This is a genomic window from Rhodococcus jostii RHA1, assembly GCF_000014565.1.
GTDB lineage: Bacteria > Actinomycetota > Actinomycetes > Mycobacteriales > Mycobacteriaceae > Rhodococcus_F > Rhodococcus_F jostii_A.
The window spans coordinates 174,993-195,541 of record NC_008269.1 but is presented as its reverse complement, the minus strand read 5'-3'; the positions used below and the strand labels follow the sequence as shown (position 1 = coordinate 195,541).

Genomic DNA, 20,549 nt, shown 5'->3' with positions numbered 1-20,549 from the left:
CTGCCATTCACCTGAATGGTACTGATCCGAACCGACGCGGCCGGCGGCACCCATGCCCTCATCGACTACCTGACCACACAGAAGTTGTCGTACTCGATCGGATTCGGTCTCACCGACACCATCGTCACCGCCATCGACGCCCTTTCCGAACACGCTTGGATCCCCGCCTACAACGCCGACGGGCAACCCCGCGACGGCGCCTGGGTGACGGAGGTAACCAGTCTGCTCGAGCTGCCGGGCTGGCCCGACGGGATGCGAGTCACGGTCCGCAAAGAACGCCCACACCCCGGTGCACAACTGCGCTTCACCGACCGTGACGGGCTGCGGTTGACCGCGTTCGTCACCAACACCGAAGGTGGACAATTGCCCGATCTGGAACTGCGGCACCGGCGCCGGGCACGCTGCGAAGACCGGATCCGCATCCTGAAAGACACCGGCCTCGAGAACCTTCCGCTGCACGGTTTCGATCAGAATCGGATCTGGCTCGCCCTCGTCGCCCTCGCCGTCGAGGTCACTGCATGGATGCAGATGCTCGCGCTCACCGACGACCAAGCCAGTCGGTGGGAGCCAAAACGGCTACGACTACGCCTGTTCGCGACCGCCGGCCGCATCGCCCGCCACGCACGAAAAGTGCACCTGCGGCTGTCCGCCCACGCACCCTGGATCGACTTGCTGATCCGCATTGGCCCGTCTCAACGCAATCCCCGACCCCCACTGACCAGCACCAATCCGACGATCGAGACGAAAGGAAATCAACCTTCGCGGCCCTGGACCCCGACGACCACCCGACCGCGTCGGGCGACCACGCGTTGCCGAGCACCGAATCCACGCCCGAAACACCCAACCCGAAACGCTATAGCCGGTGGCTCTCATTCCCGCGCGGGAGATGATGCGCCGGCTGTCCCGGGCCCGCTCTCGGGCACGAGTACGACTGAGCCGAGGACGCGGCACAGGGCCAGCGCGAGTTGCGTGTCGAGTGGCTTGTCGGCGACGCCGCGGCCCAGTTGCAGCGAGGCTTTCTCCAGCCGGTAGCGGATCGAGTTGCGGTGGAGCATGAGCTGCGACGCCGTCGCTGAGTAGCTGAACGCGGACTCGAGGAACACGCGTACGGTGTCACGCTGACGAGCGGCGGCGTCGGAGTCGACCGCCAACTCCCCCAGCACATCGTGAACCCAGGCGCGGGTGGCGGGGAGGTCGTCGATGAGTCGGGAGATCACCGGGATCCCCTCGTCCGCATAGGAGGTCACGCGCGCGGTCGGGTCACTTGCGACGTGCGCGATCCGCGACGCCTGGTGCGCCTGGGACCGGCTTGCGCGGAATCCGGCCGGTCCGAACCCAGGTGAACCGAATGCGAGGCGGGACCCACCTGCAGAAGCTACCACCGAGTCAAAAGCACGGGTGTCGACGCGGTGCACGCCACCAAACCACACGTCCGCCTCGCGCCGACCGGTCACTACCACGAGTGGATCGTCGCGACCTCCAAGCATCGCGCGGACCTGGTCGATGAGAGGGGCGAGCGCGGGGGTATGCGCGGGCTGGTCGGCGCGATCGTCGACCCACACTCGGCATGCCACGTGTACCTGGTCGAGCCGGTATTTGGTGGCAGCGGAGAACTCTCTAGGGGACACGTCCTCGGCCTCGAGGACACGATTGACCCAGGTGAAAGTGGTGCGCGCAGCCCGCTCGTGGGAGGACCGCTGCTCCTCCTGATATGTGGCAATCACCTGGCGCGTGATCGCGTCGATGTATTGGTACAGCCAGCCCGCCAGGTGACGGTAGAGCGGCGGCTGCTCGTGAGGCGGACAGTCAATCTCCTGCACCTGGTCGAAGATGCGAGCCAGCAAGTAGTGGGATCCCACGTGATAGGCACGACGCAATGAAGACTCGGGAACGTCCTGCCGCGCGAGCTCCTCGGCGTACCGGTGCGCATGCGGCAACGAAGGCAGGTCGGACACCTCTTTGGAGTGCGCAAGCTGATCGATCATGACCTCGACATTGTCCGTGACGCTGGAGTGGAGAGCGTCACGCATCGCCCGGTCGTCGAGCTCACCGACCGCAGCCGCGATCTCGGCGGTCATCCCGTGACTGATCGCATCGGTCTCTCGCTGGAGGCGCTCCCCGATCTTCCTGGTGAGTTCACGGAGCCGCTCGAGATTCTGCGGATCCACGCTGAGCTTGCCTGGAAGGCTCCAAGACTCAGTCATCGCGCCAGGTCTGCCAGCGCGGCGCGGGCGGCGTTCCAGCCGGCCATGCCGTGCGCGCCTGCTCCGGGTGGGGCGGCGGCCGAGCAGAGGTAGGCGCCGGGGACGCCGGTGGCATACGGCTGCAGAGTCACGCGCGGACGGAACACCAACTGCCGGGCCGTATTCGCACCGGTGATAATGTCGCCGCCCACGTAGTTGGGATTGGCTTGCTCGATCTGCGCCACCGACCGCGAACGCGTCGACAGGATCCGCGCTCGGAAGCCCGGAGCGTACCGCTCGATCTGCGCGGTGATGATCTCGGTGGCGTCGCCGCTCCAACCCGACGGCACGTGGGCGTAGACGTCGACGGGATGCACCCCGTCCGATGCACGCCCAGTGTCCGCGACGGACTGCTGCCCCACCAACACGAATGGCCGATCGGGCATCACGCCGCGCACCACGTCGCGTTCGGCGGCGGCGATCTCTTCGAAGTTCCCGCCCACGTGCACGGTCCCCGCACGCCGGGAGGGTTCGTACTCCCATGGGATGCCGCCCTCGACGGCATACGACACCTGGAACGCGCCGGGCCCGTGCCGGAACCGGCTGTAGGCGCGGGCGATCCGCGGGGGCTGCGCAGAGCCCAACACCGATGCAGCTGCGGCGGGCGCGGTGTTGAGCATGAGGATGTCGGGCCGGCCCAGCTCGCGGTGGTCGCGCACCAGGGCTCCGGTCTCCACCCGTCCGCCGTACGACTCGAGCGCCGAGACCATCGCCCGCGAGATCGCAGCCGAGCCCCCGCGCGCGACCGGCCAACCGTAGCGGTGCGCCGCGGTCCCCAGCGCCACGCCGATCGCCGACGACATCACCGAACCGAACGGCCGAAACGCGTGCGCTGCCACCCCGCCGAACAGGGCCCGCGCCCCATCGGTCCGCCAGCGCCGCGCGAGCACGGTGGCCGGCAACGCTGCATGCACACCGAACCAGCCCAGGGCGAAGGGGTGGCGGGGCACGTGCACCATCGGTTGGAGGAATTCGCCCACGATGTCGTGGAAATGCGCGGAGAGGGGGCCGAACATCCGGCGGTACGAGGAACCGTCACCGCCGAGCCCCGCGGCGGTCTCTTCGACGGACCGCACCACCGCGGCCCCCCGCCCGCCGTGGAGCGGGTGCGCGTACTGGACCTCGGGCCACAGCCACTCGAGACCGTGCGCGGCGAGGTCGAACTGTCGGCTGAATCCGGTATCCAACGCGAGCGGGTGGAAGCCGGAGCAGTGGTCGTGGAGGAGTCCGGGCAACGTCACCTCGCCGGACCGGGTGCCGCCGCCGGGGGAGTCGGACGCTTCCAGAACGGTCACGTCCACTCCCTCGGCGGCGAGTGTCAGGGCGGCGGCTAGGCCGTTGGGCCCGCTACCGACGACGACGGCGGTGGTCATCAGTTCAGCCTGCCACCTCTGGTATGGGATCCCTACTGGCCCCTGCGGGAACATAGTCGGGACTGGCCCCTGCGGGAACATAGTCGGGACTGGCCCCTGCGGGAACATAGTCGGGATCGCGCCAGGTGACGGTGTAGTTGATCGGCCCGTTGGGCAGCCACGGCTGCTCTGCGAGCGCGTCCTTCACCACGTAGTAGCCGGTCTCGACCACACCGAGCGCCGCGTCGATCACCTTGTACTCGAGGGTTTTCTTGTGCAGTGGCTGCGACTCGGTCCAGACGGTGATGAACTCGCCGGGCTCGAAGTGGCACCGCTTCTGGATGGCGGCGATGGTGAAGGGGTTGAACAGGTGCCCGTCGCCGAACTGCCAGCCCACGAAGAACGTGCACATCATCTCGCCCTCGCGAAACCGGTAATTGTCCAGGTCGTCGAGGTGATCCATCATCAGCGACATATGGCCCCGTCCTTGAGAATTCAAGAGCCGGAAGGCGGCGGTCTTCTGGAGGAAGATCTCGGCGGCTTCAGGCCCGAACAGGCTGGACAGCTGGTGCTTGTGCGAGGTGATCTCGGTGATGAAGTCGGGGCTGTCCAGCTTGGCCTCGCAGCCGTTGTTCCGGAACGCCATGGTGGCGGACGACCAGTTGCCGGCGTACTGACGCATGGACAGCAGGAACGAGATCAGGTCGGGTCGGAAGTTGCCTACGATCGGCAGGGTGAGGGTCAAGACCGCGGCCGCCACCACGATCCAGGGATTGCTCGCGTCCCACACGGCGTAGCCGTCGCCGGCGAAGAAGCCGAGGAACACGAACGGGGAGAGGAAGCCGAAGTAGAGGTTCCATTCCTGCGGCATGGCCACGGCGAACATCGAGTAGATGAAGGCGTGGAAGCACGTCATGAACGCTGCGGCGAGCACTGCCACCACCCAGTTGGTGGTGAAGAGCAGGACTATCGGCACCAGGAACTCGACGACCGTGCCGAGGACGTGTGCGCAGAACCAGGCGAGACGGGAGGGCAGCAGGTCCTCGGGCACGTTGCGGTAGAGCGCGCGTCGCAGGGTCTTGGACTTGTTGATCGGCGAATTGGTGAGCATAGTCTGCACGGTGGGCGTGAAGTGATGCCCGATCTTGGACAGGAACGCGCCCCACCAGACGGCGAAGATCGCGATCTTGGCTACCACGATCATGTCCACGTGCCCGGCGGCGTAGTTGGTCAGGACACCAAAGGCGAGCAGCATCACGGAGTACTGCTCGGGGCGGGAGGCCAGGAAGGCGACCTTGTCCCGCAGTCCCATGACCAGCTGAAAGGCGATAAAGGCGATGAAGGGCCACATCGGCAGGAGGCCGGGCTCACTGTAGGCGGCGGCGGTCTGCTGGCCGGGCAACACCAGGCCCGCGACGAGGGAGGCGAGCATCCCGAGGTACAGCCACACGTCGATGGCCTTGCGCTCGTCACCGCCGGTCAGCGGGATCTTGCCGGGCCAGGGCGGGAGCCGCAGGGTACCGGTGCGGATCCAGTAGCGGTACCCGGCAGTGTTGGGTGTGAACTTGAACGCCAGCGGGCCCCACGATTCGTTGAAGCCGGTGGCAGACCAGAGCACCACCCACAGCATGGACTTCTGTAGGACGATCATCTCGCCCCACCAGGCGCCCAGGTCGAGCAGCGGCAAGCCGGGAGTGGTGAGGCCGATGAGAAGCCAGCCGGCGATGATGAAGAACAGGCCCTTGACCAGGTACAACGAGTGCATGATCTTGGGGGCGCCGAAGCCATAGTCCACCCAGTGCAGGCAGAGCAGCTTCATCCGCTCCATGGTCGGTATCTTTTCGAATTCTGCCGGGTCCACGTCGGGAACGTCGGCTTGGCGAAAACCCATGACTCCTCCTGGGGCGAGTTGAGTGGTGCGTTTGGGCACGAAGAAACGAAAATCGACGATCGTCGACTGTCGATATGAGAAAAGAAGGGACGGAAGGGACACGGGGAGGTCGTACGACGACGGAGTGGCCTCGCCCTCGCGCGAGGTCAGCCGACGAGCGCCTTGCGCAGTCCGGGCTTGTCGATCTTCCCCACGGGGTTCTTGGGGAGTTCGGTCACGATGTCCACGGCGACGGGCACCTTGACCCGTGTGAGCAGGTTGCGACAGTGCTCGATCACGGTCTCGGGAGTCAGTGAGGCGTCCGGGTACGGGACCACAAACGCGACAGGCACTTCTCCCATCACGTCGTCAGGTCTGCCGATCACGGCCACTTCGAGCACACCGGGCAGACTGCCGATCGCGTTCTCGATCTCCTTGGGGTAGAGGTTCTCTCCCCCGCGGATGATCATGTCCTTGATGCGGTCCACCAGGGTCAGGTAGCCGTCGGAGTCGAGCACGCCCACGTCGCCGGTGCGGACCCAGCCGTCGACGATGGTCTTCTCGGTAGCCTCGGGGTTCCCGAGGTAGCCGGCCATCACGACGGGTCCGGTGATCAGCACCTCGCCGGTCTCGCCGGTGGGCACGTCGCGCAGCTCGTCGTCGACCACCCGGATGCTTTGACCGGGAAGGGATGGGCCGACCGTGCCGATCTTGCGGAGGCCGACGAGGGGGTTGATGGCGGACGCGCAGGTGGCTTCGGTGAGGCCGTAGCCCTCCAGCAGCGGGGCTCCGAGCATCTCCTCGGAGGCCTGGAGCAGTTCGCGGGTGGCGGGGGCGGCGCCGCAGATGGCGAAGCGCAGCGAGGACAGGTCGGTGTCGCGTTCGGCGGCCTTGGTCACCAGGAGCGCGAAGATGGTGGGGACGCCCGAGAAGTAGGAGGGGCGGTGCTTCTCGACGGCGTGGAAGAAGGTGTCTGGAGAAAACTTGCCCACCACGGTCAGTTGGGCGCCCACGCGCAGGGACGCGAGGAGGCTCACCATGAGCGCATTTGCGTGGAACAGCGGGAGGATGAGAAGGCAGTGGTCACTGGTGGTGAGCGCCATCACCTCGACGATCGAAGCCGTCATGGCGTCGGCGTTGCCATGTGTGATCATGACGCCCTTGGGTCGGCCGGTGGAGCCGCTCGTGTAGATCACCAGGGCCATGTCGCTGTCTGCGAGTACGACCGGTGCAGGCACCTCCCCGGTGGAATGTTCGGCGAGGTCGTCCACGGCGATTGTTGGCTTGCCGCCGGTGGGGGCGCCGGGACCGGCGTTCACGACCAGCGTGGCGCCGGCATCGGCGATCTGATGGGTGGCCTCCTGTTCGGTGAAATTTGGGTTGACCGGAGTCACGGCGGCGCCAAGGCGCCAGGCGGCAAAGATGGCGACGACAAGCTCGCTGCGGTTGGGCAGCATCACGGCCACAACGTCGCCACGACCCACATCTCGTCCGGCGAACTGGGCGGCAACGGCGGCCACCCTCGCGTCGAGTTGCTCGAATGAGAACTCGCGGAGGTCGTCTCGGATCGCGGGTGCAGACCCGAACGGCTCAGCCAGCAGCCAAGGGAGGTAAGCCGGTGCCATGTGCACTCCTGTGCAGTAGATGGATGTATGTGACTTGGAACACTACGGCGGGCTACTGCGCAATACATTGGCTGCGATGACGAACTTCATAGGAGCAGTAGTGCACGGTGCACAATTAAGGCGAGACCCCCGAACGCCTCCGCCCCGCCGGTGTGCACCTGTGGTCGCGATAGCAGCCATTACTGCCCTGGCGGCTCGCCGGCATCCATAGTTCGTCGCAACCACGGCGAACCTCGTCGCACTCAGCGCGAAAAAGCCGGCCCCGCGCCGCAGTATCTACGACGAACTCCTAGGTCCGAAGGGGGGCGTTTGCAGGTTGCGGGTCGTTTTGCAGGTTTGCAGGGTGCCTGCAAGGGCGGGTGTGGAGGTGGTGGGCGTCCCGTCGGCTGGGTGCGTCAGGACCGTGCCGGGTCCGGGGGTGCTGCAAACACGTCTTTTCGTTTGCGACCCCGGGGTCGGGGCGGTAGCTCCCTGCGGTTGTCGACCGGGACGGGTGCCGCCGGGTCGGTCTTCCCTATCGGGGTGGTCGTTGCGCCGGTTGTGGTCGATCCTGGAGGCTGCCTGGGGTGTGTGGGAGAGCGAAACGAGTACGACCTGGACCTCGTGTCCCAACTCGACGTCGCAAAGACCTCTACCACGCAGCAGGAACTCAAAAACAGGGTAGGCGCACTGCTTGACGACTACCGCAAGGATCATGACGGTCAGGCGTGCGAGAGCCCCGGCAAAGTCTCCGAAGGCCGACGCTCCTGGTGCCTGCACTACGACAACTTCCACATGGACGTGCTTCCCGCCATTCCGGATGCCGATTCCCCATCGGCGACCGCGATCGAGCTCACGGACCGCAACCTACGGAACTGGCAGAAATCCAACCCGCTGGCCTACGTCGAGTGGTTCCGCACCCAGTGCGCCAAGCAGTTCGAGGAAGAACGCGCCATACTGGCCAGTTCGTACGGCTCGGTCGACGCGGTGCCCAATCACCGCGTACGCACCCCACTCCACCGCGTCGTACAAATCCTCAAGCGACACAGAGACATCTACTTCGCCAACGACCTCGACGACCGCCCCCCGTCCAGCCTCATCACGACCCTCGCCGGCAAGGGATACGAGGGCGAAACGGACCTCGTCGACGCGACCATGAGCGCAGTACAGCGAATGCCCGAGCACATCGAAAAGCGCAGCGGGCGGTACTGGGTGGAAAACCCCGCCTGTGACGGTGAAAACTTCGCCGACAAGTGGAACGAGTACGAGACTCGACGCCTGAAGTTCGAAGACTGGCGAGCGACTGTCGAGCGCGATCTCAACGAATTCCTCCTGGAGACCAAGAGAGTCGTCGCGCTCCACCAGCGGATCGCGAAGGCTTTCGGCAACGCCCCGGTCGAAGAGGCCCTGAAAACGCTCGGCGCACGGACCAACACCGCCCGGGAAAACGGGAACGTCCACTTCTCAACCGGGGGGCTCCTCACGACAGCATCGACGGCAACCGCCGTCCCGGCACATAGGTTCTTTGGTGGCGAAACCGCACGGTAGGCAGCTGAGCATCACTCAACAGCTATTCGTCTACGGCAGCAGTTTCCCGACGAGCCTGCACCTGCCGTGAAGTCCGGGACTCTGGTCTGGCCAGTCACTCTGCAACCAACGCCGATGAGCGTGCACTACACAATAGGGATTCGGTACAAGCATCGGCAGCGCAGCGCCGAACGTAGGCGTCGAACGGCCGCGAGGTGTCGTCGGGAACGGTCACCGACCACGGCAGGTGGGTCGTGGACAGCATCTGCTCCCACCGCTGCACCCTCTCGCCTGCGGCTTCGTGGTCCGCCAGTTCAGGAGCCGGTATTCGTCGTCTCGTGCTGTCATCGTCTTCTCCATTCCGCGGGCCGCATTGCCCACCCGGGATCAGGTGATCCACGGTACTGCCCTGCCGTCGCGGTCTGCGATCTGCTGAGCGCTGCTGTCACACTCTCTGCCCGGCGGTGCGGCCTCTCTGCCCGGCGGTGCGGCGAAACTAGAACCAGCGGGACAGGTTTATGAAGATTCACGACACCCTCGGTCGTGATCGTCGACTTCCGGCGTCGAGACATCGGATGTCTGGACCGATGAGCCTGCGCCGAGGAGGTCACAGGTGAATGCCGAAGGTGTCGATCTTTCGATAGAGCGACGACCGGGCGATCCCCAGTGATTTCGCGGCTGCCACGCGGTTGCCGCCGCATTCGCGGAGCGCCACCACGATGGCATCGCGTTCGGCGCTCTCCATCGCCGTCATCGTTCGCCGAGGCGCCGAACTGAGTGCGGGTGGCAGGTCGACTGCGGTGATCACCCCCGCCGGCTTGGCGCGCAGAGCGTGCTTGAGCGTGTCCACGAGTTCGGTGATGTTGCCCGGCCAGTGGTATTTCTTCAGCACCCGTAACACGTCGTCGGGGATGTCGGCGTCGCGGTGAGGTGCGAGCTGCCCCAAGCACATTCGAATGATTGCCGGTACGTCGCCGGGATGGTGTCGCAACGCGGGGACATCGATTGTCGTGGTGAAGTTGCGAGCAAGGGCGGAGTGCAGGAGCCGATCTCCGTCGGTGGAAGAGGTGGCAACGATCCACCGTGCCGGATAGCTGCGCTGATCGGTGGACACCACATCGGAGACGGCCTGGTCCAGGCGTGCGTCGAGCAGGTCGATATCGCGGAGAACGACGGTGGTGGCGGCGGAATCCAGCGCGTTTCTCAGGCGTTCCTCGACGGATTCCGTGGGGTTACAGTCCACGACGGCAATCGGTGCTTGGGGGTTCTTGTACAGATGTGCCCCGCGCGCAAGGGTGAGCCTGCCGCTTCCACCTTCTCCCCGCAGGATCGTGTTGGCATCGGTGGATGCCAGGGAGATCAGCTCCCTGCTGCACCGGGTCCATTGCGGTGAGGATCCGGTCGATCCGGGCAGCGCAGGAAGGCTGCGGTGGTGCGTGGTCGAGGACCTGGGGTGCGGAGGCCGTTCAACTTCGAGGATCACTCCCGCGACCTCGGCACCGTCCTCGATGATGTTGCGCTTGACCGTGATGGTGCCGCCCGAGGGGAGGTGAAGGGCGAGCTGGGTGATCCGCGAGGGGCCGAGCAGCGAATGTGCTTCCTCGCGGAGGAACGCCTCGTCGATCGGATCGAGCAGGCGAGAACCGATGGTGTTCGACATGAAGACGCCGCAGCTCAGTGAGTACACCGCGACCTGTCGACGTCGACAGGCTGCGAGGAACTCTCCCAGCACGAGCTGTTGTTTCGCCGATCCTGTCGAACGCAGTGCCGACTCGACGTCCCGTGCAGCCCCGAGCGCGAGTTGACGCATCAGCGGGTTCGCCTCTCGGGCGAGACCGCTGATATCGATCAATCCTTCGACACGTCCGAGGATCGGATTGTGAATGGGCGCGCCGGCGCAGGTGAAATCGTGGATTGCCTCGTGAAAGTGCTCGCGGCCGTCGACGTAGACGGCCATGCCGGTCTCGAGGGCGGTGCCGACGCCATTGGTGCCGATGAGTTCCTCGGAGTAGTTGAACCCGGGCGCGAAATAGACGCTGTCGAGCTTGGCGGCAAGGACAGGATCATTGTCGCGCCGCAGCATGACTTGGGCATGCTCGTCGGTCAGCGCGACGCTGAGTGACATTCCGGACAGGTCGTCGTGCAGGCGATCGAGGATCGGTGAGGCGCATTGCACCAGTCGGCGACGCAGGTCGAGGTCTTCGACGAACTGGAGACGAGGAGGGCTCGAACCGTCCGGCACCACGCCCGCCTGACGAGATCGCTGCCACGACTGGGCGATGAAGCTGGAGACCTCGTCCGTTGCGGACAGGGATGAAGCGGGGCGACGATCGGTAGTCACTCGCCGCCGCCTAGGGTCGCTGTCCATCAAATCTCCGTCCTGGTGTCTCCGACTCACCCCACTACTGTGTCGCAGGTCACTTTCCCTGAGTGTCCCAGAATAGGACATCGGAAACCTGCGTCGACCCGCGACCGACCGTCCGGGCGGATGCCGGCACTGCGGATTCGCAGCGCCGAGCTATTCGCCGCGGAGCGTCGGTCTCAGCGCGTCGAGCACCGCAGGGTCCTCGATGGTGGAGGGGACCGGCTCGTCGTGGCCGTCGGCGATGGCCCGCATCGACTTGCGGAGGATCTTGCCCGATCGCGTTTTCGTCAGTGGGTCCACGATGGTCACCTGCCGGAAGGCTGCCGCGGCGCCGATGTCTCGACGCGTCGCGGCGATCAACTCGCCCTGCAGCGTGTCGTGATCGATGTCGATTCCATCTTTGAGCACCACGAACCCGCGCGGCAGTTGACCCTTCAACCGGTCGGCCACGCCGATCACCGCGCACTCGGCCACCGCCGGGTGCGCCGCCAGCACCGCCTCCATCAACCCAGGGGAGAGCCGGTGCCCGGCGACGTTGATCACGTCGTCGGTACGTCCCATCACGAACAGGTAGCCGTCATCATCGAGGTATCCGCCGTCACCGGTGAGGTAGTAGCCAGGGAACCGCGTCAGGTAGGACGCGACATACCCGTTCGTCGGTGCCCCACAGGGTGGGCAAGGTGCCCGGCGGCATCGGCAGCTTCAGGCAGACCGCGCCTTCCTGACCGGGCCCCATCTCGGTGCCGTCCTCGTCCAGAATCCGCACGTCGTACCCGGGCACCGGCACCGACGGCGAACCGGCCTGATCGGCATCGGTTCCAACCCGCGCAGGCTCGCCGCGATCGGCCATCCGGTCTCGGTCTGCCACCAGTGGTCGACCACCGGTACACCCAACTTGGCCTGCGCCCACCGGTAGGTCTCCGGGTCCAGCCGCTCACCGGCCAGGAACAATGACCGAAACTTCGACAGATCGTAGTGCGCCACCTCGGCCGCCTCGGGATCCACCTTTCTGACCGCGCGCAGCGCGGTAGGGCGGTGAACAGGGCTTTCGCTCCGTATTCGGAAATGACCCGCCAGAGAGCGGACATTGCGTGTGACGGGTGGTTGGCGGAGCCACCGAACGGCGCATCCCGGACCGCGGGGCGTTCACGGTCCGGGATGTGCGCGGCCTCAGGTCAGGCGGAGGGGATGAAGTCGTCGGTGACGAACAGGGTGGCTCCGCCGGTGGCGAAGTTTCCGATGTCGGCGGCGGCGGCCTGCCCTTCGGGTGAGGCGAGTCCGTCGTCGAGTGCCTGCCGGGAGTCGAAGCTCAAGACGGCAACGAGGTGGTAGGGCGCCTGCGACTGGTCGAGGGCGCTGACCTTGCCGGCGTGCCAGGTGCGAACACCGGGGATCTTGTCGGCCAGTGGGCGATGGGTGGTGCTGTAGTACTGGTCGAAGGACGCGGGTTCGTCCGGGTGGCCGTAACAGACGATCAGATGGTGCATCGATTTTCTCCGAAAGGGTTGTCAGACAGCAGGATTATTGGACTCGGGCGACCGGGTGGTTCGCGGCGGATGAGCTGGCTGTGTCGATCAAGCTCGACGCCGCGCCCGGCCCGGCTTCAGACCTCGATGTCGAGGAGGTCCCCGAGGTGCCGGTCGATCTGGGGCATGTAGGTCGGTGAAACACCGAACAGACCCAAGTGACCAAGGGTGTCCTCGACGACCCGCAGTTCGCTGTTCTTGATCAATTCCTGCTCCGGGACACAGTCCCCGACCGGGAACAGTTGATCCTCGTCGATGGGCATGACGAAGGTCTTGGCGGTGATGCGGCCGAGTGCTGCCGCCAGGTCACCGCCGGTATGGCGGGCGACGTCACCGCGCTGCCACGCCCACGACTGCGTGAGGAGCGCGTTGGGGTCCATCGCAGTGAAGTAGGGCTCGAGGAATCCGCTCAGGAACGCCTCCTTGGAGTCGAACTCCATCGCCCGCCACCCCTCATGCTTCCAGAACTCGGTGGAGAATCCGACGATGGCCCAGATGTGGGCCTGCCGGATGAGCCCGTCGACGACCTGTTCGTTGGAGGTGTATTCCCCGCCGTTCCAGCCCGGACTCGACTGGATCGCTTCGCGCATCGCCTCGGCGATGAGGAAGTCGCCCGGCGTGTTCTGTGCTGTGCCCGCAATCGGCGCGGCGCGCAGCACCTTGTCGGGGAAGCGCACCGCCCACTCGTAGGTCTGCTGGGCGCCCATCGACCCGCCGGTCACCAGGGCGAGGCGTTCGATGCCGAAGTGCTCACGCAGCAGTCGCTCCTGCGCGACCACGTTGTCGCCGATGCGGACGTGCGGGAACTTCGACATCGCAATACCGGCGTTGGCGCCGGCGGCATTATGTGGGGAGACCGACAGCCCGCTGCCGATCTGGTCGATGCAGACGATGAAGTATTTCTCCGGGTTGAGCGCGTGGTCGGGGCCGATGTAGACATCCCGCCAGATCTGGTGTGTACCCGAATACCACGTCGGGATGAGGATCGCGTTGTCCTTGGCCTCGTTCAATACGCCGAAGGTTGCCACCGCCAGCTGGCAGTCGGGGATGGAACCGCCTTCCTCCAAGTCGAGCTGTCCGATGCCGATCAGTTCGTAATCGCCATGAAATTCGTCTGTGTAGTACGGGTTCTCGATCATTGTCGTCCTCCTTTGGACCGATGAAATGGATGTCGGATCAGCTCAGTTGAAAACCCTTGTACCCGGCGGCCGCTGCGGCGAGGGTCTTCTCCCGATAGGTGCCGACTCCGCCGATGTAGGACAACACTCGCCGAGGCTTGCCCGGGACGTTGGCGCCGTTGTACCAAGAGTCCGTCTTCGAGACCAGCGTGGCATTCGCGGTCTCGTCGTGATGGGCAACCCACTCGTCTTCACCGGCCCGCGTCGGCTCGATGACGGTGTGGTCGTGCGCCCGCATGTACCGGATGCATTCGGCGATCCACTCGGTCTGTTGCTGCAGGCAGGTGGTCATATTGCACAGTGCCGCGGAAGGCGCCAGAGGGGCACCGGTCGTGAGCATGTTGGGGTAGCCGTGCACCATCAAGCCCATGGTCGTGCGGATGTCGCGATTCCAGTCGTCCTTCAGTGCCCGGCCGCCGCGCCCGCGGATGTCGATCCGCGTCAAAGATCCGGTGCCGGCGTCGAAGCCCGTGGCCATCACGATGACATCGACCTCGTGCAGCGTTCCGTCGGCCAGGACCAAGCCCTGGGGCACGATCCGGGTGATCGGGTTGTCGCGGACTCCGATGGCCTCGACGTTCGGGCGGTGATAGGTCTCGAGGTAGTTCGTTTCCAACGGCACACGATGTGTTCCGAAGCCGTAGTCGGTGGGGATGAGCAGGTCGCACAGGTGGGGATCCTGGAGCCGTGCGCGCATCTTGCGCCGAACGAACTCCGAGATCTCTTCGCTGATCTCCTCGTCGTAGAACATCTCACCGAACGAGGCGAGCCACAGCTTCAACGAGCCGTTCTCGTAGATCTCCTCGAGTACATCGTTGCGCTGCTCCGGTGTCAGATCCGCCCACACGTGCTCGAAGTCGTACTCGAAGCCGCTGAACGTATTCGGCAATGTTTCTTTCAGCTCGGCGAACCGGCTCTTGTACGCCGCCACGTCCGACTCGTCGAAGGTGGGGTTCTTCATCGGGAGGGCGTACTGAGGTGTGCGGATGAAGACCTTCAGATGTTCGACCTTGTCGGCCACGGTCTGGATCACCTGGATGCCGGTGGCACCGACGCCGATGACGGCGACACGTTTGCCGTCGAGATCGGCGCCCTCTTTCGGCCAGCGGGAGGTGTGGAAGATCGGCCCGCTGAATTCTTCCTGGCCCTCGAACACGTACGACATCGGAGCCGAGAGCATTCCGCTGCAGGTGACCAGGAACCGGGTGGTGATCGTCTCGCCGCGATCGGTCCGCACGATCCACTTGTCGGCCCGCTCGTCGTAGTGCGCACTGGTGATCATGGTGGACAGTTGGATGTCGCGGCGAAGGTCGAGGGTGTCTGCGACGTAATGCATCCAGCGCTCGATCTCCGGTTGGCCGGGGAAACGCTGGCTCCAACTCCAGTTCTTGTACAGCTCTTCCGAGAACAGGTACTGGTAGATGTACGCCTCGGAATCGAAGCGCGCACCGGGATAGCGGTTCCAGTACCACGTGCCGCCGACGTCGCCGGCGGTGTCGTAGGCCCGCACTCGCAGACCCTGTTCGCGGAGCTGGTGCAGCTGGTACAGACCGGCAACCCCCGCGCCGATGATCAGCGCATCCAGTTCGAGCGATTCCGTTGCCGAAGTTTCCGTGGGCGCAGAAGCCGTAGTCGACATCTCATACCTTTCTGTGGTTCAGGTCACTGAGAAGTCATTTTTGTGACAACCGCCACCGCCAACTGTCCCAGCTTCGGACAGTTCGGTAGGCCCGTGTTCGGAAGCTACTGCCTATGCCGGTGAACGCCCCTTTCCGGGACGGTGCCCCGGTAGGCGTTCCTTGGGTTCGTGCGGTGATCGCAACACCACTGATCAAAGGGTGTTGCACATGGCGAAATATTCTCATCGGATGGTTCCGGAGATCTTTCAGACGTTCTGGGCCGGGATGGCTGCGGGTGAGTTCATCACGGACGCGGCCGAGGCGGCCGGCTCGTATCGCAAGCAGGGTGCTCGGTGGCTTGCGGCATGCGGTGGGGTGCGTCCCCGGCGTGGCCGCAACCTCAAGGGCCGGTGTTTGACGTTCGCGGAACGGGAAGAGATCGCCATCGGCATCGCCGCAGGTCACACGCTTCGTGACATTGCGAAAACCCTGAACCGGAGTCCCTCGACGATCTCACGCGAGATCGCCCGCAATCGTGAGCCGTCCGGGCGGTACCGAGCCAGATCGGCTCACGCAGCCGCCTACCATCGGGCCTCGCGGCCCAAGCCGTCCAAGCTCGCCACCAATCCGCCGCTGCGCGAGACGGTCGAGAAATCCCTGACCGAGCGCCATTCACCCGAGCAGATCGCGGGCCGCCTCCGACTCGATTTCCCCGACGATCCACAGATGCGGGTGAGCACCGAGACCATCTACCAATCGCTCTACCAACCCGCCCGCGGCGGACTCGAACACACCCTCACCCGATCGCTGCGGACCGGACGTGGGCTGCGCCGACCCAGTCGGAAGGCCGGCCAGCGCAAGAATCGGATCCCCGACATGGCCAACATCGCGGACCGCCCCAAAGACGTGAAAAACCGTGCAGTACCGGGACATTGGGAGGGTGATCTCATTATCGGCAAACGGAATCTGAGCGCGATCGGCACACTCGTCGAACGTTCCACCGGCACCGTCATGCTCGTTCATCTGCCCGACGGATACAAGCCCGAGCAGACCGCACCCGCGTTGACCGAACAGCTCGAGACGCTGCCCACGAGCCTGCGCCGAACCTTGACGTGGGACCAGGGTTCGGAGATGCGGGACTGGAAGAGCGTCAGCGCGGCCACCGGGATCGACATCTACTTCTGTGATCCACACGCACCCTGGCAGCGCGGGACCAACCAGAATACGAACGGCATTCTCCGTCAGTACTTCCCCAAAGGTTCGGACCTGAGTGTGCACTCGAAAGCAGACCTGGGAGTGGGTCTCAGGGCAACTCAATGAGCGTCCCCGGAAACGGTTAGAATTTCGCACACCCATCGAAGAGATGGAACGACTGCTGTTGTGATGACCGCCAGAATCCGCCGTTCCGCTACCGGGAACCGATCGCCCCAACGTTCGGTCGGTGCTACGCGGCTCGGTGGAGGAGTGAAACCGGCTGGCTATACCGTTTCGTCGGTGTAAGAGTGCATCTGAAAACTCTGGCTCGGGTCACGCTGTGCGGGCGAGTCGGCGTGACATGGTCGCGATCATGGCGATGTAGACGATGGCTTCGTGGTGGTCGGGTCGAGTCTCGTAGTCGCGGACGCATCGGCGGTGTTTGCAGATCCAGGCGAAGGTCCGCTCGACCACCCACCGACGGGGAAGAACCCTGAACCCTTTGACATCGTCGGTGCGCTTGACGACCTGAACCGTCAGTGACACAACTCGTTTCGACCAGTCGATCAGCCGTCCGGCATAGCCACCGTCCGCCCAGACCAGGCTGATTGTCGAGAACTGGGCGCGCAACGCAGCCAGCAGCCGGAACGCGCCGTCACGGTCCTGAATCCCGGCCATCGTCACCACGACCGCCAGCAGCAGCCCGTTCGAGTCCACAGCGATGTGCCGTTTACGGCCGTTCGTCTTCTTTCTCGCATCGTATCCACGACTCGACCGGGGCACGGTGTCGGCGCCCTGCACCGATTGGGCGTCGACGATCGCCGCGGACGGCAACGGGTGGCCGCCGCCCTGGACCCGCACTCGATCGCGCAGCGCGTCGTGGATCCGCTGCCATACTCCCGCGCGGACCCAGCGGACGAAGATCGCGTACACCGTGGTCGCGGGAGGAAACTCCGCCGGCAACTGCCGCCAGGCGATCCCACCTCGAACGACATAGAAGATCGCATCGAGTAGCAGACGGCGGCAGTGCTTTTCGGGACGACCACCGCTGCCGGTGGTGTTGCCGGGTGGAGGAAGCAGTGGTTCGAGAATCGCCCATTGAGCATCGGTCACCGAGGATGACGAGTAGACCGCGCACCGATGCCCGATCCCCGGATCCGGGGTAGGGCATGACGGACACAGTGCGATGAGCGATGATGGCAAGTGAATTCCTGGTCGGGTCGTGGCGTAAGCACCTACTGACCTACCAGGAGTTCACCCATTCCTCACCAGTCACACGCCGATCACCCCGAGTTTTCAGATGCGCTCTAAAACACGTCAGTCAGGTCCGCGTGGGTCAAAGTTGCCTTGAGCAGGTCCGCGCCGGACAGGTCTGCAGATGGTAGGTCTGCAGATGACAAGTCGAATCGGCAACCCGCCCAGCGATTTTGGTCTCCCCGAGGGCGCTTCCGGATCGCACTCAATATTGCAATGCGCGCTTTTTGCTCTTGTGGATCTGGCTTCGGTGGTTGCGCGGGTGACAACCAGAGCCGGGGCAGTCCCATTGGCAGTTCAGAAGGCGATGCTCGATGACACCTACGGATGGTCCAATGCTCGTGGCAACGAGGTGGTCCCATCACCCTGGCAAGCGACATACGAGGGGGAGGCGAATGTACCGGTGGTTCCCGGACGCGTCGCTGACGGTGGTGCAGGCGCTGCTCAAGACCCGCTCGGGCAAGATCCTGCGCAAGACGATGCGGCAGATCGCCGACCACGAGGAATACCGTGCCCTCCACCATCGAGGACGTCGCCGTCCTCGACGCGCTGAAGCGACCGTCACGTGTGCGCCGGCGACGGGGATCGGGCGGCGCTGACGTCCCACCACCTTGCCCGCCGCCTTGGCCACATCGATCGCAGCAACCCGATCGATCACCAACTCGTGATCATCGTCGGGAATCTCTTCCAGTTCCGGCTCCACTTTGTTTGTCCTCCAGTCGCGTCGGAACTCTCCACGGGCGGGCCGCCTGGGGGCCTCGGTCGAGGGAATCCGAAATTCTGACCGGCGTGCTCGAAGCAACAGTGCGTGACCCTTCCAAGGTCGGGCCCCGGCGCCAGGCTTATTTACGGGCTTACACTCCCAAGAAAACGTCGGCGTCGGCGGGCGACCCGACCCCATTTTCAGGCCTGCGAGGCGTCCCGGGAACGGAACTGGGTGCTCATTTGACTTGACGAACTGCGGGTTCCATGGAGTTCGTCCGCCGACTCCACTTTTTCAAAAGGTTGACGTCTTGTACTTTTGCGATGACCCACCAGAACTCGGGCCGTCGAGGGCCTGGAACAGCGCCGGGTGCCGTCCAGGCCGGGCGGCCGAACAGTTTGCAGATCTTCGCCCTTGGGGTGTGGCGGTGAACGCGAAATCCGAGGTTCGACGCCGAGGCCGGGTCTTTGGGTTTCGGCCCAGAATGTCCTCGGTATCCACGGTACCGCCCTCCCACGGTTCGGCGAGCTCGGTCTCGGACTGGACGGCCGCGAGATCACGAAGGGGGTGACATCGCCCAGGCGGGGTGGCAGCGCGTTGCCCGTGCACCGCGGTCGTGGTAGCCGACCCAGCTGGAGATCGCAGGCCTTGAGATCACCCGGCCGGTGTTGCCGATCCACACTACTTGCGGGCGAGCGAATGACTTTCTGCCGACTTGCGATCGGGGTGATTGTCGCTTCGGACCCAGCGGCCGAGGAGGAAGACCGCAGCTCCGGCGACGAGCATGGGGACTGACATTGCGTAGAAGACTGCACTGGCGGACCAGCCCATGCCGAGTGCCGCTCCGACCGCGATCGGCCCGACGATGCCGCCGAGGCGGCCAACACCCAACGCCCATCCAACCCCGGTGGACCGCATCGGTGTCGGATAGAACACCGCGGACAGCGCGATGAGGCTCTTCTGTCCACCGCTGATGCAGACCCCCGCAAAAAAATTGGCCGTCAATAGGACCCACAACGGCGCCGTAAAGGCGACACCGGTCAGCGCAACGAATGCGAATCCGACGACATAAACGGTTCCGAGGGTGACGTACGCGCCGAGTCGGTCCATACAGGGCCCGGTGACAAATGCAGCGGCGATGCCGCCGACAGTCGTGAGGGTGGTGGCGGTGACCACCGTACCCATGTCGTAGTCCAGGCTCGTCATGATCGACGGTAGCCAGCTCTGCAGCGCGTAAAACTCGCCGAGGTTGATGACGAAGACCAGCCACAGCAGCAGGGTTCCCAAGACCCGGTCACGGGTGAACAGGCTCCTCAGTGCAGTGCGTTGTCCGTCGGTCCGCTTCTCGGCCTCGTAGGTGATGTCGGGGCCGACGGCGAGGGCGGGATCCATTTTGCGGAAGATCGCCTGGATTCTGTTGGGCTCCGCGCCTCGGTTGATCATTGAGGTGAGTGAGTCCGGCAGGTAGCGCAGCAACGCCGGGAGCAGGAGCAGCGGTGCTACTGCGCCGACGACGAGTACCGACCGCCAGCCGAGGATCGGGATCAGCCAACCGGAGACCAGCCCTGCCGCGACGAATCCGAGGGAGAAGCCGCAATAGATCACCAGGACGAAGGTTGCTCGAAGACGCTTGGGGCTGAATTCGCCCGTCAGTGCGATGGCACTCGGCGCGGCGGCACCGAGCCCCATTCCGGTGATGAAGCGCAACGCCATCAGTTCGGTGACGTTCTGTGACCAGGCCGCCGCCAACGTGCCGAGCGCGAAGATGACCGTGCTCGTGAGGATCATCCGGCGGTGGCCGAACCGCTCGGACAGCGGCGAGAGCGCCAGATAGCCGACCATGAGACCGGCGAGAGCGGCGGAGAAGATGGGCCCGAGCACCTGTTTCGACAGGCCCCACTCCTCGGCGATGTGGGGCGCCATGTAGCTGATGCTCTGGGTGTCGAAGCCGTCGATGAACATGACCACCCCACACAGGGCGATCACGATGTACTGGTATCGACTCACTGGCCGCGAATCGATGAAATCCGGCAGTGTCACGCGCGATGGTGCTAAGGACATGATTGCCTCACATTATCTGATGCCCGGTTGCCCGGATGATGTGGTTGTGGTAG

13 protein-coding genes and 3 pseudogenes are annotated in these 20,549 nt (G+C 64.7%); 4 read left to right on the top strand and 12 right to left on the bottom strand.

The window, feature by feature from the left end:
* Positions 1-18: 18 nt before the first annotated feature.
* Positions 19-718, top strand: a pseudogene (locus RHA1_RS46935) (IS1380 family transposase); the annotation flags it as partial.
* A 151-nt stretch (positions 719-869) separates the two neighbouring features.
* Here RHA1_RS46935 and RHA1_RS36545 read toward each other — a convergent pair.
* From RHA1_RS36545 to RHA1_RS36530, 4 genes are all read right to left on the bottom strand, one after another.
* Positions 870-2,204: a PucR family transcriptional regulator gene (locus RHA1_RS36545; protein ID WP_011599128.1), complete on the bottom strand. Its 1,335-nt coding sequence runs from the start codon at positions 2,202-2,204 to the stop codon at positions 870-872.
* Entirely contained in the window at positions 2,201-3,616 is a 1,416-nt protein-coding gene (locus RHA1_RS36540; RefSeq protein WP_011599127.1) for a phytoene desaturase family protein, read from the bottom strand. Before RHA1_RS36540 ends, RHA1_RS36545 begins: the two co-directional genes overlap by 4 nt.
* Before the next feature lie 4 nt (positions 3,617-3,620).
* Positions 3,621-5,486 (bottom strand): DUF3556 domain-containing protein, encoded by a 1,866-nt coding sequence (locus RHA1_RS36535; RefSeq protein WP_011599126.1) that lies wholly within the window; start codon positions 5,484-5,486, stop codon positions 3,621-3,623.
* Positions 5,487-5,632: 146 nt separating this feature from the next.
* Positions 5,633-7,090, bottom strand: coding sequence for a class I adenylate-forming enzyme family protein (locus RHA1_RS36530; RefSeq protein ID WP_011599125.1), 1,458 nt, complete (start codon positions 7,088-7,090; stop codon positions 5,633-5,635).
* A gap of 522 nt (positions 7,091-7,612) precedes the next feature.
* On the opposite strand from RHA1_RS36530, the gene RHA1_RS36525 reads away from it, so the two are divergent.
* Positions 7,613-8,617: a nucleotidyltransferase family protein gene (locus RHA1_RS36525; RefSeq protein WP_237723823.1), complete on the top strand. Its 1,005-nt coding sequence runs from the start codon at positions 7,613-7,615 to the stop codon at positions 8,615-8,617.
* 586 nt (positions 8,618-9,203) lie between these two features.
* Here RHA1_RS36525 and RHA1_RS36520 read toward each other — a convergent pair.
* The 5 genes and pseudogenes from RHA1_RS36520 to RHA1_RS36500 all read right to left on the bottom strand — a co-directional run bounded on the left by RHA1_RS36520 (position 9,204) and on the right by RHA1_RS36500 (position 15,304).
* On the bottom strand, positions 9,204-10,937 hold the full coding sequence (locus tag RHA1_RS36520) for a sigma-54-dependent Fis family transcriptional regulator (RefSeq protein WP_237727049.1): 1,734 nt from the start codon (positions 10,935-10,937) through the stop codon (positions 9,204-9,206).
* Between the two features lie 177 nt (positions 10,938-11,114).
* Positions 11,115-12,043, bottom strand: a pseudogene (locus RHA1_RS52420) (AMP-binding enzyme); the annotation flags it as partial.
* Between the two features lie 93 nt (positions 12,044-12,136).
* Positions 12,137-12,448 (bottom strand): EthD family reductase, encoded by a 312-nt coding sequence (locus tag RHA1_RS36510; protein WP_005564687.1) that lies wholly within the window; start codon positions 12,446-12,448, stop codon positions 12,137-12,139.
* A 116-nt stretch (positions 12,449-12,564) separates the two neighbouring features.
* A complete protein-coding gene (locus RHA1_RS36505) occupies positions 12,565-13,626 on the bottom strand; it encodes an alpha/beta fold hydrolase (RefSeq protein ID WP_011599119.1) in 1,062 nt (353 codons plus the stop codon).
* A 37-nt stretch (positions 13,627-13,663) separates the two neighbouring features.
* Positions 13,664-15,304: a flavin-containing monooxygenase gene (locus RHA1_RS36500; protein ID WP_011599118.1), complete on the bottom strand. Its 1,641-nt coding sequence runs from the start codon at positions 15,302-15,304 to the stop codon at positions 13,664-13,666.
* A gap of 208 nt (positions 15,305-15,512) precedes the next feature.
* On the opposite strand from RHA1_RS36500, the pseudogene RHA1_RS36495 reads away from it, so the two are divergent.
* Positions 15,513-16,668: pseudogene (locus RHA1_RS36495) on the top strand (IS30 family transposase).
* Positions 16,669-16,811: 143 nt separating this feature from the next.
* Here the strand turns inward: RHA1_RS36495 and RHA1_RS36490 are convergent.
* Positions 16,812-17,627: an IS5 family transposase gene (locus tag RHA1_RS36490; protein ID WP_050787620.1), complete on the bottom strand. Its 816-nt coding sequence runs from the start codon at positions 17,625-17,627 to the stop codon at positions 16,812-16,814.
* 158 nt (positions 17,628-17,785) lie between these two features.
* Complete coding sequence (locus tag RHA1_RS46920; RefSeq protein ID WP_237727048.1) at positions 17,786-18,022, bottom strand: pentapeptide repeat-containing protein; 237 nt, start codon at positions 18,020-18,022, stop codon at positions 17,786-17,788.
* A 105-nt stretch (positions 18,023-18,127) separates the two neighbouring features.
* Here RHA1_RS46920 and RHA1_RS36485 point away from each other — a divergent pair, with 105 nt between their 5' ends.
* A complete protein-coding gene (locus RHA1_RS36485; RefSeq protein WP_007297316.1) occupies positions 18,128-18,331 on the top strand; it encodes a hypothetical protein in 204 nt (67 codons plus the stop codon).
* Positions 18,332-19,116: 785 nt separating this feature from the next.
* Here the strand turns inward: RHA1_RS36485 and RHA1_RS36480 are convergent.
* The gene (locus RHA1_RS36480; RefSeq protein WP_011599113.1) at positions 19,117-20,496 is read right to left on the bottom strand and encodes an MFS transporter; all 1,380 of its coding nucleotides are present in this window, start codon (positions 20,494-20,496) and stop codon (positions 19,117-19,119) included.
* Positions 20,497-20,549: the final 53 nt, after the last annotated feature.